Raw genomic sequence first — 15008 nt, forward strand, 5'->3', positions numbered from 1 at the left:
TTTCCGAACCGGTTCCCTGCCCGTCATGAAGGCGAAATGCGGGATAACTTCATAGGGGTATTCACCTGTTTTCCTGCGACAATATTGGGAGATCAAACCCGCAATACGGCCGCAGGCCTCCTTACGGGCTACTGCCTTTTCGCAAAACATGGTGCGAAGAAAATTTCGTTCTAGGCGTAACTGTTGATTCTCGACTGAAAATTCCCTTCAGACGGCATGGGCATAATCAATCCGATTAACTCATGTATCGCTATAAAAAACATGGAGTATTCGACGGTGGCACTGTTATGTAACACGGACAGGAATTTTTCCCAGCGCTCAACCGTTTTCCGGTTATTATTCATCCACCTGTCAATGAGTTTGTGGGTGTCCTTCTCTTTGCCGCTATCCTTCAAAATAGCCACGGTCAATGCCCGTTGCAGAATATCCAGTTCATCACGAAGCGTCAGGCGGGTCAACGAACTCCAATAGTCCTCCCGAAGATCGTTGGCCAACTGGTCACGAAACCATACCAGATGCATACGCTCTCCTCCCGCGAAATAAACACGGGCGGTTTTATGCAAATCCATCTTGTGGCGGTTTGCCACTTCTATAATATTGAGTCCCGTGTATATCGCGCGATAAGCGGCGATGCGCTGGGCAACTTCTTTTGGCAGGCTGAGTTTTATAAATTTTTCGGTCAAAGATTCCAGATATTGTTTCGTGGCGCCAGTCATGAGTTCAGGCACCAGCTTTTCGACGGATTGAATGCCGACGGAAAAGTCGCTGATGATTTCCCTGATATTTTGCTGATGGTAGTTGCCGCGCAAAAACCAGCGTGTCGCCAGATAAATTAATTTATGGATGTTTTTGAACATCTTGAATTGCTCGTCCATGGGAATTCTCAATTCCAGTGATTCAATCATGGTGAGCAATTCCCTTATTTCAAAACTGTGGGAAGCAATGATATAGGCACGAATAATATCTTCCACCGACGCACCGGTCTCCGTCTGCATCCGATAGACAAACGTAATACCCATTTTATTAACCACTTCATTAGCAAGCTGGGTGGCAATAATATCTCTTCTCAAGGTGTGTTCCTGCATGGCCTCACGGTATTTTTTCCTGACGGAAACCGGAAACGCGCGTTCAAGAGTGTCATGAAAATAACCGTCTTCCGGTAAATCCGATTTGAGAATATCCTGTTTAATCTGAATCTTCGCATACGCCATCAATATCGCCAGCTCCGGCCGGGTCAGACTAAGCCCCGCGGTCTTACGTTCCGTCAATTCCTTATCGTCCGGCAAAAACTCGACACGCCGCTTGAGAATACCCTGAGATTCCAGTTCTTTTATGTAATCGGTGTGAATACCCAGATCTTCTTTTGCGGTAAACGCTGAGAGACTCATGGCCAATGCCTGCTGGAAATTGTCGCGTAAAACCAGTTCCGCAACTTCCTGAGTCAGGGAAGCCAATATTTTATTACGATTTTTTGAGGTCAAAGTCCCTTTAACCACCTCTTTATCCAGAAGTATTTTGAGATTCACTTCATGATCCGAGCAATCCACCCCGGCGGAATTGTCGATGAAATCCGTGTAGATTAATCCGCCTTGCAAGGCGTATTCAACACGCCCCCGTTGCGTAAATCCTAAATTTCCCCCTTCCCCTACTATCTTGCAACGTAATTCATTGCCATTAACCCGGCAATAATCATTGGTGCGATCGGCCACGTCCGCATTGCTTTCCTGACTGGATTTGACATAGGTGCCAATACCACCATTGAACAATAAATCCACCGGCGCTTTCAACAGAACACAGATAAGCTCATTAGGAGTCAATGCCTTGGCATCAACGGCAAGCGCTTTTTTCATCTGCGGAGTGAGGGTAATTGATTTGAGACTGCGTTTAAATACGCCGCCTCCCCTGGAAATCAACCGGGCATTATAATCTTCCCAGGACGATGCGGGTAAATTAAAAAGCCGCTCACGTTCCTGATAGGAAATCCCGGGATCCGGATCGGGATCAATAAAGACATGACGGTGATCAAACGCGCCAATCAATTTAATGTTCCGTGAATAAAGCATACCATTGCCAAACACATCACCGCCCATATCACCGATACCGACCACGGTGAACGGGTTTTGATCGATGTCATGTTTCAACTCATGGAAATGGCGTTTGACGGATTCCCAGGCACCACGTGCCGTGATGCCGATTTTTTTATGATCGTAACCGGCGGAACCACCCGAGGCGAACGCATCCCCCAACCAGAAGTCGTATTCCCCGGCAATGCGATTCGCCAAATCGGAAAACGTCGCGGTCCCCTTGTCTGCTGCGACCACCAGATAAGGATCCGGCTCGTCATGGCAAACCACACGATTTGGTGAAACGTATTGACCGTCACAAATATTGTCCGTCAAATCCAGCAAGGCACGAATAAATTCCTGGTAACAATACACCACCTCGTTTTTAACGGTTTCATAATTTGCCAGGGGCGAAAGTGCTTTCAAGACAAATCCTCCCTTGGCTCCGGAAGGAACGATAACGGCGTTTTTCACGACCTGGGCTTTCATTAAGCCCAGAACTTCCACCCGGAAATCTTCCCGACGATCCGACCAGCGCAGACCACCTCTGGCGATTTTCTTATTACGGATATGAATGCCCTCAAATCGCGGGGAGTAAACAAAAATCTCATAGAGGGGAACTGGCAAGGGCAATTCCGGTATGGCGGCTGAATACAGTTTGAGGGCCAGATAATCCTTCTCTTTTTTATCCGGCGTTTCCTGGAAAAAGTTCGTCCTCACCGTGGCTTTGATCAAATCAAGAAAACGTTGAATAATGCGATCTTCATCAAGACTTTCAATGCAATCGAGCTTCTCTAAAATCTGCTGTTCCAGTTTAACCGCACGATTGCCTGCCTTCCCCGTTACATCCGGATCATGAAGAACTTTAAACAATTCAACCAGATCTCTGGCAAGGGAAGGATTGCCAGACAACGCTTTTTCAATATAGTGCTGACTGAATCGAAAACCGACCTGGAGAAGATATTTGGCATAGGCCCGCAACACCATAATATCACGCCATGGCAATAATGCGCCCAGAATGAGCTTGTTAAACCCGTCATTTTCGACCCGATTGGAATAAACCTTGGAAAAGGCGTCTTGAAACAACGTTCCGATTTTACTGACATCACACAGCCCTTTGGCGTAAATCACCAGAAAATCGCTGACCCAGATACTTTGCTCACCGTTGATCCGTATTTTGTGCGTACGTTCATTTTCAGTACGCAAATCAAAATTTTCCAGCATAGGAAGAACGTCGGATAAAGAGACAGCCCGGTGCCATTGAAACAAGCGCAGATGCAGGGAGCGATCCGATGCCAGATAAAGGTACATGGCAAGCGGATATTGCTCGGATAGCGTTTCAAAATAATTGATATCACTACAGGCCGTTTTAACATCGCACTCATCCATATAACTACCGGAAAATGCCTGCTGGTATTTCTTGCTCAGCTTGACGCCTTTGGTTTTCCCATGCGACTGAATGAGTTTATTCTGTAGCTGCTCTTTCCAGGTTTCAACCATATTGTTTCCTTACACGCAATGAACAACCAATAATGACTGATTTGCCTTTTCTACGCAATGTTGCCGGATAAACCGTATCATTATGGTTTGGTATGCGACTATTCGCTTGCAAGAGCCGGAAATACTCTTCGGGTTCTGTTTTTCAGGTTTTATCCGTCTGTAAATTTAGGTAGAATTGAATGAATGCTCAGAAATGGATCGGTTAATAAAAATGGAATCACGGCGACTGTGTCAATTTCCCAAATGGTCAGCTTTGCTCTGTTTACTGTTTTCTTGCCTTCATCTGACCGGATGTATCGATCTGGCAGCCACTCAAAGTCTCGCTAAAAAAAAGGATTACACATTTAACAGCAAGGCCCAGGTTTTTGTCATGCGCGGTGGTCTCGGGGGGGTCTTCAGCACCGGAATGAATCAATTGCAACACACCCTGGAAAGTGACTATAAAATAAAGGCTGAAAGTACGGTCTGGTACAAAGCCCATGAATTAAGTCAGTACATCATTAAAAACTACGGCACCAGGGAATTGCCAGGTCCGGTCATACTGGCAGGACATTCCCTGGGAGCCAACGAGCAGATCAAAGTCGCGAAAAACCTTTTCAAAGCCAATATTCCCGTTTCGTTGCTGATAACCATAGACGCCGTTTCACCCCTTAAAATCCCTCCTAACGTCAAACACGTCGTCAATATTTACAGGCCATCCTTTGTTCCCATGTTTAGCGGCCTGAAGGTGAAGGCCATTGATCCGGAAATGACCAGGATAGAAAACATCAATGTCGCAACACTGAAAAAGCTGCATGTGAACCATTTTACCATTGATAAAAATGATGGCGTTCAGAAAATAATGCTTGAAAATGTGCTGGCCGCCGTCAACAATTCCGAACAAAAAATAAAAGCTGACGGCATGCCCGTGACGACGAATCATGTTCAAAGCCCGGATAAAAAAGTGATTTGATTATTATGAAAAAACCGTCTGACGAATCACCAAAAATTGGTATCATCGGTGCCGGTCCATCCGGCATCACCGCCGCGAAGAATCTCCTGCAGCAAGGGTTAACCAATATCACAGTGTTTGAAAAGAATCATCGTCCGGGTGGAAACTGGGTTTTTGACGAACGCAATGCCCATTCCAGTATTTATGAAACAACCCATATCATAAGCTCCAGACGGCTCTCCGAATACGACGATTTTCCCATGCCCGCTGACTACCCGGACTATCCGTCCCACGTCCAGATCCTGCGCTATTTTGAAGACTACGCCCAACACTTTGGCGTCATACCTTTCATTCGATTTAATACCTGCGTCGAGCAAGTCACTCCCACAACCGATCTCGGGTGGCAAATCGCTTATCGTGACGCTCAAGGCCCGCATGAGGAACGGTTTGATTACATGCTTATTGCCAATGGCCACCACTGGGATCCGGTCATGCCGTCTTTTCATGGCCAGTTCAGCGGCGAAATACTTCATGCCCATCAATATAAAAAAGCTTCTCCGTTTTGCGGCAAGAGAGTGCTGGTGGTGGGCGGAGGTAATTCGGCCTGTGATATTGCCGTTGAAATTGCCCGTGTGGCCGATAAAGCCTGTATCAGCATGAGGCGCGGCCAGCATATTTTCCCCAAATTCATTTTTGGCAAACCGACCGATATCGCTTTTTCAAAAATAAAATGGATGCCTTTCTGGCCGAAGCAAGTACTGGCATCGGCCCTCATTCGTATTCTTCAGGGCCGCTACGCGAAATATCACCTGGAAAAACCGGATTGCAAACCACTGGAAACCCACCCCACCATCAATTCCGAACTCCTTTATTTTATAAGACACGGAAAAATCCTGCCGCGTCGAGGCATTGACTACCTGGAAGGGAACACCGTACATTTTGTGGATGGCCGGCAGGATGAATTCGATGTGATTATTTTAGCCACAGGCTATAAAATAAGCTTTCCGTTTTTTAATAAAAATCTTATAGAATTCAGTACATTAACCCATATACCACTGTATCGTAAAATGATGCACCCCGAGTTTGACAACCTGTATTTTATCGGGTTGTTCCAGCCACAGGGTTGTATCTGGCCTCTTGCGGACTATCAAGCGAAAATTGCCGCAAAAATTATTGCCGGCCGGATAAAACGTCCTGATAATTTATCAGCCCGAATAGCAAGGGAAATAAAAAAAACGCGCGCCCACTTTAAGGAAAATCCAAGACATGCCCTGGAAGTGGATTATCAACTTTTTCGCCGGCAACTATTAAAGGAATTACAAAAAAAACCGTCGCAATCTCCATGCCCCTAGCTTTTCCTGACCGCATGCAATGTCCTCGGGATAAACCATGTAAGCAAGGAAGACAAGGCCAATGCCGCCATAAACAATAAAAACGCGTTACGGTAATCGGCGACACTAAAATAGGGGGTATGCTTCACCGTTAAAGTACCATCCCAGTTTTTCTCAAGAAAATACCCGATTAACGGCTGAAAAACGGCGGCACCGATGGTGATGATAAAATTGGTAACCGCTGTAGACAGGCCGGTTGACCCCGGCGGACCAATATCCTTGGCCACGGCAAACGTTAAAACCTGAGGCCCTACGGACATTCCCAGTAACAATAATAACGAGTACGCCAGCCAATACGTGACGGAATCGACGTAAATTAACAATCCCGAACATACGAAAACACCCACTCCTCCAATAAACAGGGGAATTTTTCGACTGCGTATTTTCTCCGAAAACCATCCGAAAAAAGGACCGGACAGAGCCGTGCCTAAAAAAATCAATGACGTAATGCTGGCCGCATGCGCGGGATTGATATGGAATCGCTCCGCGATAAATGCCACCCCCCATAAGGATGCAAAAACAGACACGGGCAAAAATAAAAACGTTCCCACCAGACTGTTTATCCAAAAACGCCAGCTACCAAACAATCCCAACAAACGGCGAACAATACTCGTCCAGGAATAATAATCCCCGGGGGTAGCCGGTGTGGCGTTCACCGGTTTGTCACGAATAACAATAATGAGGGAAAGCGCTAAAAGAAATCCGACCAGGGCAGAAACATAAGCCGTGTTTCGCCAGCCCAAACCAGCTACCATATGAGACAGCGTCGTATCGGTGACCATGGCTCCCAAGGTACCCATTGCCGTTACTATACCGCTGTATAAGGCAAATTGTCGTTTCGGAAGCCAAAGCGCCGCCAGTTTCAAGGCGCCGACAAAAGCGAATGCCGAGCCTATTCCCATCATTGCTCTGGCCAGATAAGCCACCCATAGCTGATTGGTATGGGCAAAAATCATCGTTCCAAACGCGCATAGCAAGGCTGAAAAACCCAACACCCAGCGCGGGCTGAATTTGTCCATGACCGCACCGGAAGGAAGCTGCAAAGGGGTATACGCATAGTAATAACAGGCGGATAACAGGCCAATCTGGGTCGCATTGACCCCAAAATCGGCCATCAAGGGGTGGATCATCACGCTGGGCATGACGCGCAGGAGAAAATCATAACTGTAAAAAACAGCCGCCAGCAGGCACACCAACCATGAAAAAACCAGCCCCTTGTGTTTTGTTTTATCTTTTGCCATTTGCAATAACCTTACGAGTGCGTCAGATGAACGGCGTAAGGCCCATAATGGTGGCGATCGCCTTTGCCAAACACATTATCCAGATCAAACACGTTGGACGTGGAATCGTGGCCATGAACATAACTGACGGAATACGCCTTGCCTTTCGGATGATGTTCCCGTTCCAGAATCGTGTAATTACGATTCCACAACACGTCAGCCAGAGGACTTGACCTACCTTGTTCCTCGTGTTTTTCTTTCAGTTCCCTGTAATGGGCCGTCAAGGTATGAGCCATAATCCATTGATGAATTTGCCGGTTAATGCCATCGAAACTTTCAGCCAGGCTTTTTAAATCACTATCACGGAAAGGAAGATTCAAATCCTCGGCCAGCGCCGCCAGCATCGCCAGATCCAGAGGCGCGTGGCTATAAATGGTGATTTCCTGTTTTTTTTCATTCAGCACATAACCCGGCAGCACAAGATGTTTTAGATACTGTGTTTGAATGGTATCGAGAATATCCCGTTTATCAACCAGGCCCCGGGCAATCAGTTTGCCCATATTCAGCATGGAGCGAACGGTAGATTCATGCCGGCCTTCGCCATAAGGATTATAGTCAAACGATGGCTCATCCCTTTCCAAAGCCGTCAGGAAAAAATGACCATGGTTGGATAAAACAATGTCAAAAGCAACACCGGCCGTATCGAGTTTCTTGTAAATAGACAGGGTATAATAATCATTCATGCCCCGATCACATAAATCGTCGCCTAAAAAACGTATTTTATGACGGGTATTGACGCTGGCCGCATCCAGCATGTCATGAAATAAAACCAAATCCTTTTCAGTGAGTTTTTCGGGATTTTTTCCATAAATAGCCACAAACCGCCTGTAATTCTCCCGTGATACGGTAATCACGTCATTGCTTATTAAAAAATAAAGTAATTTCAATGCGTTACCATGCAAATCACCAATGGTAACCTCTACACCATCTTCCGGAATACGAATTATTTCAGGGTATTGGGTCAACGTGGCCTGTCTTATTTCCAGTTCGTTGTAGGGTTTGTCCGCCAGAACCACACACGACCAGAGCACGCAACAACACGCCAGCGCAAGTCCCTGAATCATCTTCTTCATGTTTTATCGTCCTTAATAAAGCTTGTTGACATTTCGTCTCGCGACTGTGGAAAAACAGCCGGAAAGCCTGGTTCATTTTAGGCCGATTACCATTACAAAACCAATAAAAATTTCAGGACGGCAACCGCTCGGTTGATCTTGATGTTCCCCCTGTTTATCACGGTCACTTCGCCACAAACCGGAAAAAGGCGGCGCAACGAGACAACATCATGTTGACACCAGACGAAAAAATAAAAGAAACAACAGGAATATTGTCAGGGCGACACGTTGCAGACAGGGGATATTTATTACCGTCTGAGCCGTTTAATGCTCGCTTTGAGCCAGAGAGAAAAAGCGTTGTCCTTTTTTGCAGTGTTTTCTGTAGCCCATTATGAAGGCGAAGCCGAAATGCGGGATAACGCTCACTTAGGCGTGCACCTGTTCTGCCATTACCATATTGGACCATAAAACCCGCAATACGGCCGCAGGCCTCCTTACGGGCTACCGGTATTTTGCAAAAAGATGGACAAAAAACATTTGGCTCACAGAGCCTGGTATTCATTTAAATACTCTGCTTTCGATAGCCGATAAAGGACATGGGGTCTTAAAGGATCTCCCGGCTCCAGTTTCGGATGGTTAAAATCGTCTTCAGCATTGTGCCGCAGACCAATTTTTTCCATCACCCGGCGTGACGCCTTGTTGTCTACAACCGTAAAAGACACAATGTCATCAAAACCAAGCCCCGTAAACGCGTAGTGCAAAACCGCTTTCGCACCTTCCGTGGCATACCCCCGATTCCAATGTTTTGCAGAAAGACGCCAGCCAATTTCCGTGGCCGGAGTAAAATGCGCTTCAAAAGATGGCGTCATCAACCCCAGAAACCCTATCATTTCGTGAGTTTCTTTCAATTCGACGGCATAGAGGGAATAACCTTTCTCGCGAAAGTGACGGTTAAACCGTTGTATAGCGGCCCGTGTTTCTTCCGGACTGCCCTGTCCGGGTAAATACCTCCGGACTTCGGGATCCTGATCAATAACCGCCATCGCCTCCAAATCACCCTCTTCCCAGGTACGAAGAATCAGGCGGTCGGTTTCTAATACGTTCATCATACACTCTTGTTCATCATCGCAAACCAAACTCGGTTATCATCAATCGATAAAAAAAGCCTGCTTGTGTTTCCCTGCCGGGGAATTTAATATAGAACGATGGACAACACCAGTAAAAAAAGCGTTCTTGCCGGCTTATATGGAAATGCCCTGGAATGGTATGATTTTCTGCTTTACGCCAGTTTCGCCCCCTTGTTTGCTTCCCTGTTCTTTCCTTCCGACGTTCATTTCGTCTCCCTGATCGCAACATTTGGTGTGTTCGCTATAGGTTTTCTCATGCGCCCGATTGGCGGAGCCTTAATTGGCCATTTGGCGGATTACGCCGGTCGACGCAAGGCGTTGATTGTCTCCGTAACCATCATGACGCTGTCCACGCTTGCCATCGCCTTTATTCCACCCTATCAACAGATGGGTGTGTTCTCCCCCATTCTGTTTACCTTCCTGCGTCTCATACAGGGCGTTGCCGTCGGCGGTGAACTTCCCGGCTCAGCCACGTTTCTTATCGAGCATTTTTTTGCCCATCGCCGTGGATTTGCAGGCAGCTTGATTCTCAGTACCGCATTCCTCGGCATCTTTGCCGGCTCCCTGACCGCATCCATACTCAGCAGTGTTTTTGACTATTCCTTTTTATTGCATTGGGGATGGCGACTGGCTTATCTTCTGGGCGGTATTCTAGGAATTTTCGGCATTTATCTCAGAGTAAAAAGCGTGGAATCACCGCGCTTTTTACTTGAAAAACGCAGCGAGGAATTACCGGCAAAACTGGTGTTTACAAAATATAGAAAACCATTGGTTCTTGCCGTTATATTCACCAGCATAATGGCATTAGGAAACTACATTTTAATTGCGTATGCCACCACGTTCCTGGTCAAAACGTTTGGGTTCAGTTTGCGTGACGCTTTAATGATAAATTTCATAGCCCTTTTTCTTTTAACCATTCTAATCCCCGCGATGGGATTACTTTCCGATTTCATAGGAAGAAAGCCGGTTTTTTTACTTGGTATTTTCGGTCTTTTTATCTTTATTTTTCCCGTTTTTCGCTTGTTAATCAGCCAAGACTGGTGGAACGCGTTATGGAGCGAATTGATATTGAGCATGACCCTCGCGCCATTAAACGCCACAGTACCCACTATTCTCGCAGAATTGTTTCCCACATCAGTCCGCGCCAGCGGAACATCGATAGGATATAACATCGGCCAGGCCCTATTCGGGGGCACCGTCCCTTTAGTGGCACTGACCCTCATTGAATTCACCGGTAATTTTTACGCACCCGCCTGGTATACGTTCGGATGGACCGTAATCGTCCTTTTGGCTACCTGTTATCTGCAGGAAAGTTATCATAAAGCGCTGGAATAATGACGTGTCAACAAGTCCCAACCGCACAGAACCAAGACTCCGTGAACCTAATGCCACGGCCATTCCTATCCCTGGACAACGGGATTGAATCGCCATGACATTTTATTCATTAACAGTGGTATTTGAGACGCCCTATCATACCGGTGGCGGCGGTGGTCTTCGTCCTAACAAGCTGCTTATCAGCAGTACCACAAAGATAATGAGAAATAAAAAGAATAGTATTTTTGCAATGGAAGCAGCTGCTCCTGCAATACCTCCGAACCCTAAAGCTGCTGCAATGATTGCAATAATAAAGAAAAATATTGCCCAACTTAACATGATTCACTCCTTGAGGAAATAACATTTCCATAATCACCTGCTTTTTAGTATAGAACATTGGCTTTTTTCTCATTAAAAACAGTGATCATTCGATTTAAATAAATGGAAAGATTCTATAATCAAAACAGAATACCAACGACTTTTTCCATAATTTAACCCATGGTCTATAATTAAAAATACCATGATGCAAAAGAGTGATTTCAAAATTTTTTGACGGAATTATCTTGCAATTTCATTATCATGGTTATTAAGTCGATAACAATTTTATTGCATTGATCTAATATCAATATTCAATCAAAAATTATTTATAATAAAAATTATTTTTCTATATTTTTTGATGTCTCATAAAATTTATTTTTTAAGAGAAAAAACAATTATCGACTTAACGATTCAGGATAACAGGAGGTCTATCATGGACAGATTAAAGACGTATTCAATACTGTTAGTCAGTGGTTGTATGAGTTTTGGAATGCTTGCTCATGCAGATAATTACAACAACACGCCTTCCCAAAACGGGGCTCCGGCTGCTGTGCAAACGGACACAACCACACCAGGTATTCCTGCTACTCAAACCACATCGAGTGCAAGTGATACGGCCATTCTACAGTCCCTTCAAGCCGCGTTAGCCCATTTTAAAGACAAGGTTAATGTGACTGTGACTGATGGAATAGCCAGTCTATCCGGCAAGGTGGATTCAGACACCGACTATGAAAAAATCATTACACTGACTGAATCAACCCCTGGAATTAAGGATGTTAATGTTGATAATCTAACGGTTAAAGACAGTCAACAACCTTTAAAAGACACCTACATCACCGCAAAAATTAAAGGCGCACTAATCAAAGCGGACATTATGGACAAGGATCTGCCGGCATGGACGCTTAGTGTTGAAACAAAAGACGGTGTGGTTTATCTATCAGGAGACGTTGCTTCTGCCCAGCAAAAGCAATCTATTTTAAACCTGGTCAATGGCGTTCAAGGCGTCAGCGGAGTTAAGGATCGCATGGTAATTGCGAGCAGCGATGCTGCTGCAAATCAAGGCTCAACGACTGACAATCAAACGTCATCAGTTTATGAATAAATATCATAAGTCTATTTATTTCAAATACTGAACAGGAAGTCAAAAGCTCAAGGGAAAGTGATTTCCCTTCGAGCGAGGAGGCAAACAATTATTCAAATTTAAGCTATAGTGATTATTATAAGAACATTAATAACAGCAAATGCCATCAAGGAATGATTATGTTTAAAACACTGCTATTACTACTAGCAGTTTCAAGAGCATGTTTTTCCGAGTCCGCCTACACCTTTTCAGAAGTCAGGGATATGGTGCGTCAGAACGAGTTTTTTAATGCCGTGATTCATTACGTCAATCCCCGGCCCATGTATCCCATCTCCCTGTTAAAACCTGTCGTGACCATCAATCAAATGCTGCATGAAAAAAAAGCCGGGTTAAGAAAACCGGTGATCAGCAAGGTATTAACCGCTTTACGTTGTGCCAAAGCGTTTCATATGGATGGCAATGGTACGTTGACTATTATTGATTATTCCCTGCCCTCCAGCGAAAAACGTCTGTGGGTATTTGATTTGCATAAAAAAACGCTGATTTTCCACACTTACGTATCGCACGGCATTACCTCCGGGGCACGGCTATCCAGATACTTTTCCAATAAATACAACAGCAAGGCCAGCAGCATCGGGGTTTATTTTACGGAGCAGGCCTATTATGGCCGTCATGGCTTGTCCTTAAGGCTGGCGGGACTGGATCGAGGTTTTAACGATAACGCCTCCAATCGTTATGTTGTGATGCACGGCGGCTGGTATGTTAGTGAAAAATTCATCAAAAAATACGGCCGCGCGGGACGAAGCTGGGGATGTCCCGCCGTACCCGAACCTCTGAGCAAAGCGATCATCAACACCATCAAGGAAAAGTCTTTTTTGGTCGCCTATTATCCCAGTGACGGCTGGTTTACAAAATCGCGGTTCTTAAATTGCGATTCGTATGCGAAAACAACAACCGCGGTCAAAGCCGATGAGGAATTAAAACCGACTCTGGTTGAAAACCAGGAACGCGAAGCCATACTTTTTGCGGACATCAATAAAAACAACCGCCGCGAGGAACAGGAACCCATCGTCGTCATGACCGCCGATACCTACCAGCGCGTATTTCACAACAGCGCGCCGCTCGAGCGCATGCTGCGCCGCCGTATCAATGATCTCGAATACATTGCCTTAAGCAAGGGCGAATTTAATAATATGATAGCCAATTCCGCCAACCCGAATAATGGCGGACAGGCTAATCTCGACGCCATCTATTTTGTTATCCCTGTTGTCAAAATGCAGCGCGGTTATTATGCCACTGAAATGCACATCGTGCCCATGGGGAAAATACTGGAGGTAAAACCCCGGACGAATTCTGCCGACACCCCGGAACCCGTCACAAGCTACACCGTGCGGTTTGATGCCAAACCGGCGGTTCAATTGAAGCTTACCGATCGTTTCATTCGCTGGCTGGGACTTTAGGTTCACGGAACCTCGGCTCTGCGCACTTATCCTATTCATGAAACGATGAATTTCCTATATCATGGCTCTTGAAATGCCGGTTCACGGACTATTTACGCACAAGGACATGCCATGCTCAATCCACGCGAAATCGTTACAAAGGACGATGCCAGACGCATTGTTGAAGAACGCAACCTCTCTCATGTCAAAATCGGAATTTTCGATATGGACGGCGTCATGCTTGGCAAGTACATGAGCCGCAACAAATTCTTTTCTGCCCTGGATAATGGCTTTGCCTTCTGCGACGTCATTTTAGGCTGGGATTCCAAAGACAGACTATACGACAACAGCCAGTACACCGGATGGCACACAGGTTATCCGGATACCGCCGTTCGAATTCTGCCGAACACCTGCCGGGAACTGGTTTTTGAAGACAATCAATTGTTGTTCATGGCGGAATTTTCCGATAAGGCGGAAGCGTTATGCCCTCGCGGCGTACTGCGCCGGACCATTGAAAAAGCAGCCGCGATGGGGTTTACTCCCTATGCTGCTTTGGAATATGAGTTCTTTCTGTTTGATGAAACGCCAGACAGCATACGGGACAAGGGATTTCGCAATTTAAAACCCATCACTCCGGATTTTTTCGGTTATTCCATCATCCGTAATACCGTGCATGCGGATTTATATCATCAAATTCTGAATATGGGCGAACGCATGGATTTTCCCATTGAGGGTCTGCATGCGGAAACGGGGCCTGGCGTCATTGAAGCGGCCATCACGGTGGATCATGCCGAAGCGGCCGCAGACAAGGCGGCTTTATTCAAGACGTTTATGAAAATTCTGGCACAACGTAATAACCTGATGGCGACCTTCATGGCCAAATGGTCGCCCCACTATCCCGGGCAAAGCGGACACATCCATCTTTCCCTTCGTCATGCAAAGCGTGGGGAGTCCGCCTTTTACGACGCCTCCCAAACTCATAATATCAGTAAGATCCAGCGCCATTTTCTGGCCGGACAACAACGGCTCATGCCGGAACTACTGGCAATGGTCTCCCCGACGGTGAACAGCTACACGCGCCTGATTCCGGGCTTCTGGGCACCAACGGATGCAACCTGGGGCGTAGAAAATCGTACGACGGCCTTGCGGCTCATTCCGGGCAGCGACAAATCGCAACGCATTGAATATCGGCTTGGTTCCGCAGACGCGAACCCATATCTGGCTCTGGCCGCCGCTCTGGCTTCAGGATTGTACGGCATTGAGCAGGAGTGGGAACCCCTGGAGCCGGTAAAAGGCAACGCGTATGCACAGCCGCACCCGGAGGAACTGGCTTTACCCCACACGTTGTGGGAAGCGGCGCAACGGCTGAGGCAATCACAAGCCGCCCGCTCCTTGTTCGGCGACCCGTTCATAGAGCATTTTGCCGCTTCCCGGGAATGGGAGGAACGGGAATTCAGGGGGCATATCACCGATTGGGAACTCGATCGCTATTTTGAAATCATTTGATTCGGA

At 46.3% G+C, this 15008-nt stretch carries 11 protein-coding genes; 6 read left to right on the forward strand and 5 right to left on the reverse strand.

The features are described from left to right. Nucleotides 1-170 precede the first annotated feature (170 nt). A complete protein-coding gene (locus tag CKW05_RS11825) occupies nucleotides 171-3563 on the reverse strand; it encodes an NAD-glutamate dehydrogenase (protein WP_058484659.1) in 3393 nt (1130 codons plus the stop codon). 193 nt (nucleotides 3564-3756) lie between these two features. Here CKW05_RS11825 and CKW05_RS11830 point away from each other — a divergent pair, with 193 nt between their 5' ends. Continuing rightward, nucleotides 3757-4515, forward strand: a complete 759-nt coding sequence (locus CKW05_RS11830) for a hypothetical protein (RefSeq protein WP_058484660.1) — start codon at nucleotides 3757-3759, stop codon at nucleotides 4513-4515. A gap of 5 nt (nucleotides 4516-4520) precedes the next feature. Continuing rightward, nucleotides 4521-5846 (forward strand): flavin-containing monooxygenase, encoded by a 1326-nt coding sequence (locus CKW05_RS11835; RefSeq protein ID WP_058484661.1) that lies wholly within the window; start codon nucleotides 4521-4523, stop codon nucleotides 5844-5846. Here the strand turns inward: CKW05_RS11835 and CKW05_RS11840 are convergent. From CKW05_RS11840 to CKW05_RS11855, 3 genes are all read right to left on the reverse strand, one after another. Continuing rightward, nucleotides 5843-7126 (reverse strand): MFS transporter, encoded by a 1284-nt coding sequence (locus CKW05_RS11840; protein WP_058484662.1) that lies wholly within the window; start codon nucleotides 7124-7126, stop codon nucleotides 5843-5845. The two genes, CKW05_RS11835 and CKW05_RS11840, sit on opposite strands and share 4 nt — an antisense overlap. A gap of 11 nt (nucleotides 7127-7137) precedes the next feature. Beyond that, on the reverse strand, nucleotides 7138-8238 hold the full coding sequence (wip, locus tag CKW05_RS11845) for a Dot/Icm T4SS effector Wip (RefSeq protein WP_133141194.1): 1101 nt from the start codon (nucleotides 8236-8238) through the stop codon (nucleotides 7138-7140). A 521-nt stretch (nucleotides 8239-8759) separates the two neighbouring features. Beyond that, a complete protein-coding gene (locus CKW05_RS11855) occupies nucleotides 8760-9323 on the reverse strand; it encodes a GNAT family N-acetyltransferase (RefSeq protein WP_058484665.1) in 564 nt (187 codons plus the stop codon). A gap of 99 nt (nucleotides 9324-9422) precedes the next feature. Here CKW05_RS11855 and CKW05_RS11860 point away from each other — a divergent pair, with 99 nt between their 5' ends. Then, nucleotides 9423-10679, forward strand: a complete 1257-nt coding sequence (locus CKW05_RS11860; protein ID WP_058484666.1) for an MFS transporter — start codon at nucleotides 9423-9425, stop codon at nucleotides 10677-10679. 135 nt (nucleotides 10680-10814) lie between these two features. On the opposite strand, the gene CKW05_RS11865 is transcribed toward CKW05_RS11860, so the two are convergent. Beyond that, a complete protein-coding gene (locus tag CKW05_RS11865) occupies nucleotides 10815-10997 on the reverse strand; it encodes a DUF1328 family protein (protein WP_082642841.1) in 183 nt (60 codons plus the stop codon). A 412-nt stretch (nucleotides 10998-11409) separates the two neighbouring features. Here CKW05_RS11865 and CKW05_RS11870 point away from each other — a divergent pair, with 412 nt between their 5' ends. The 3 genes from CKW05_RS11870 (at nucleotide 11410) to CKW05_RS11880 (ending at nucleotide 15002) form a co-directional block, all read left to right on the forward strand. Further along, nucleotides 11410-12078, forward strand: a complete 669-nt coding sequence (locus CKW05_RS11870) for a BON domain-containing protein (RefSeq protein WP_058484668.1) — start codon at nucleotides 11410-11412, stop codon at nucleotides 12076-12078. Between the two features lie 158 nt (nucleotides 12079-12236). Beyond that, nucleotides 12237-13517 carry a murein L,D-transpeptidase catalytic domain family protein gene (locus CKW05_RS11875; protein WP_058484669.1) on the forward strand — a complete coding sequence of 427 codons (1281 nt, stop codon included), beginning with the start codon at nucleotides 12237-12239 and terminating at the stop codon, nucleotides 13515-13517. 111 nt (nucleotides 13518-13628) lie between these two features. Next, nucleotides 13629-15002 (forward strand): glutamine synthetase family protein, encoded by a 1374-nt coding sequence (locus tag CKW05_RS11880; RefSeq protein WP_058484670.1) that lies wholly within the window; start codon nucleotides 13629-13631, stop codon nucleotides 15000-15002. Nucleotides 15003-15008: the final 6 nt, after the last annotated feature.

Origin of the sequence: Legionella spiritensis (assembly GCF_900186965.1) — a bacterium.
Taxonomy (GTDB): domain Bacteria; phylum Pseudomonadota; class Gammaproteobacteria; order Legionellales; family Legionellaceae; genus Legionella_C; species Legionella_C spiritensis.

Bases quoted from the DNA above. Each gene is read 5' to 3' on its own strand.
- CKW05_RS11825 (WP_058484659.1), bottom strand. From the start codon at position 3,563: ATGGTTGAAACCTGGAAAGAGCAGCTACAGAATAAACTCATTCAGTCG.
- CKW05_RS11830 (WP_058484660.1), top strand. From the start codon at position 3,757: ATGGATCGGTTAATAAAAATGGAATCACGGCGACTGTGTCAATTTCCC.
- CKW05_RS11835 (WP_058484661.1), top strand. From the start codon at position 4,521: ATGAAAAAACCGTCTGACGAATCACCAAAAATTGGTATCATCGGTGCC.
- CKW05_RS11840 (WP_058484662.1), bottom strand. From the start codon at position 7,126: ATGGCAAAAGATAAAACAAAACACAAGGGGCTGGTTTTTTCATGGTTG.
- wip (WP_133141194.1), bottom strand. From the start codon at position 8,238: ATGAAGAAGATGATTCAGGGACTTGCGCTGGCGTGTTGTTGCGTGCTC.
- CKW05_RS11855 (WP_058484665.1), bottom strand. From the start codon at position 9,323: ATGAACGTATTAGAAACCGACCGCCTGATTCTTCGTACCTGGGAAGAG.
- CKW05_RS11860 (WP_058484666.1), top strand. From the start codon at position 9,423: ATGGACAACACCAGTAAAAAAAGCGTTCTTGCCGGCTTATATGGAAAT.
- CKW05_RS11865 (WP_082642841.1), bottom strand. From the start codon at position 10,997: ATGTTAAGTTGGGCAATATTTTTCTTTATTATTGCAATCATTGCAGCA.
- CKW05_RS11870 (WP_058484668.1), top strand. From the start codon at position 11,410: ATGGACAGATTAAAGACGTATTCAATACTGTTAGTCAGTGGTTGTATG.
- CKW05_RS11875 (WP_058484669.1), top strand. From the start codon at position 12,237: ATGTTTAAAACACTGCTATTACTACTAGCAGTTTCAAGAGCATGTTTT.
- CKW05_RS11880 (WP_058484670.1), top strand. From the start codon at position 13,629: ATGCTCAATCCACGCGAAATCGTTACAAAGGACGATGCCAGACGCATT.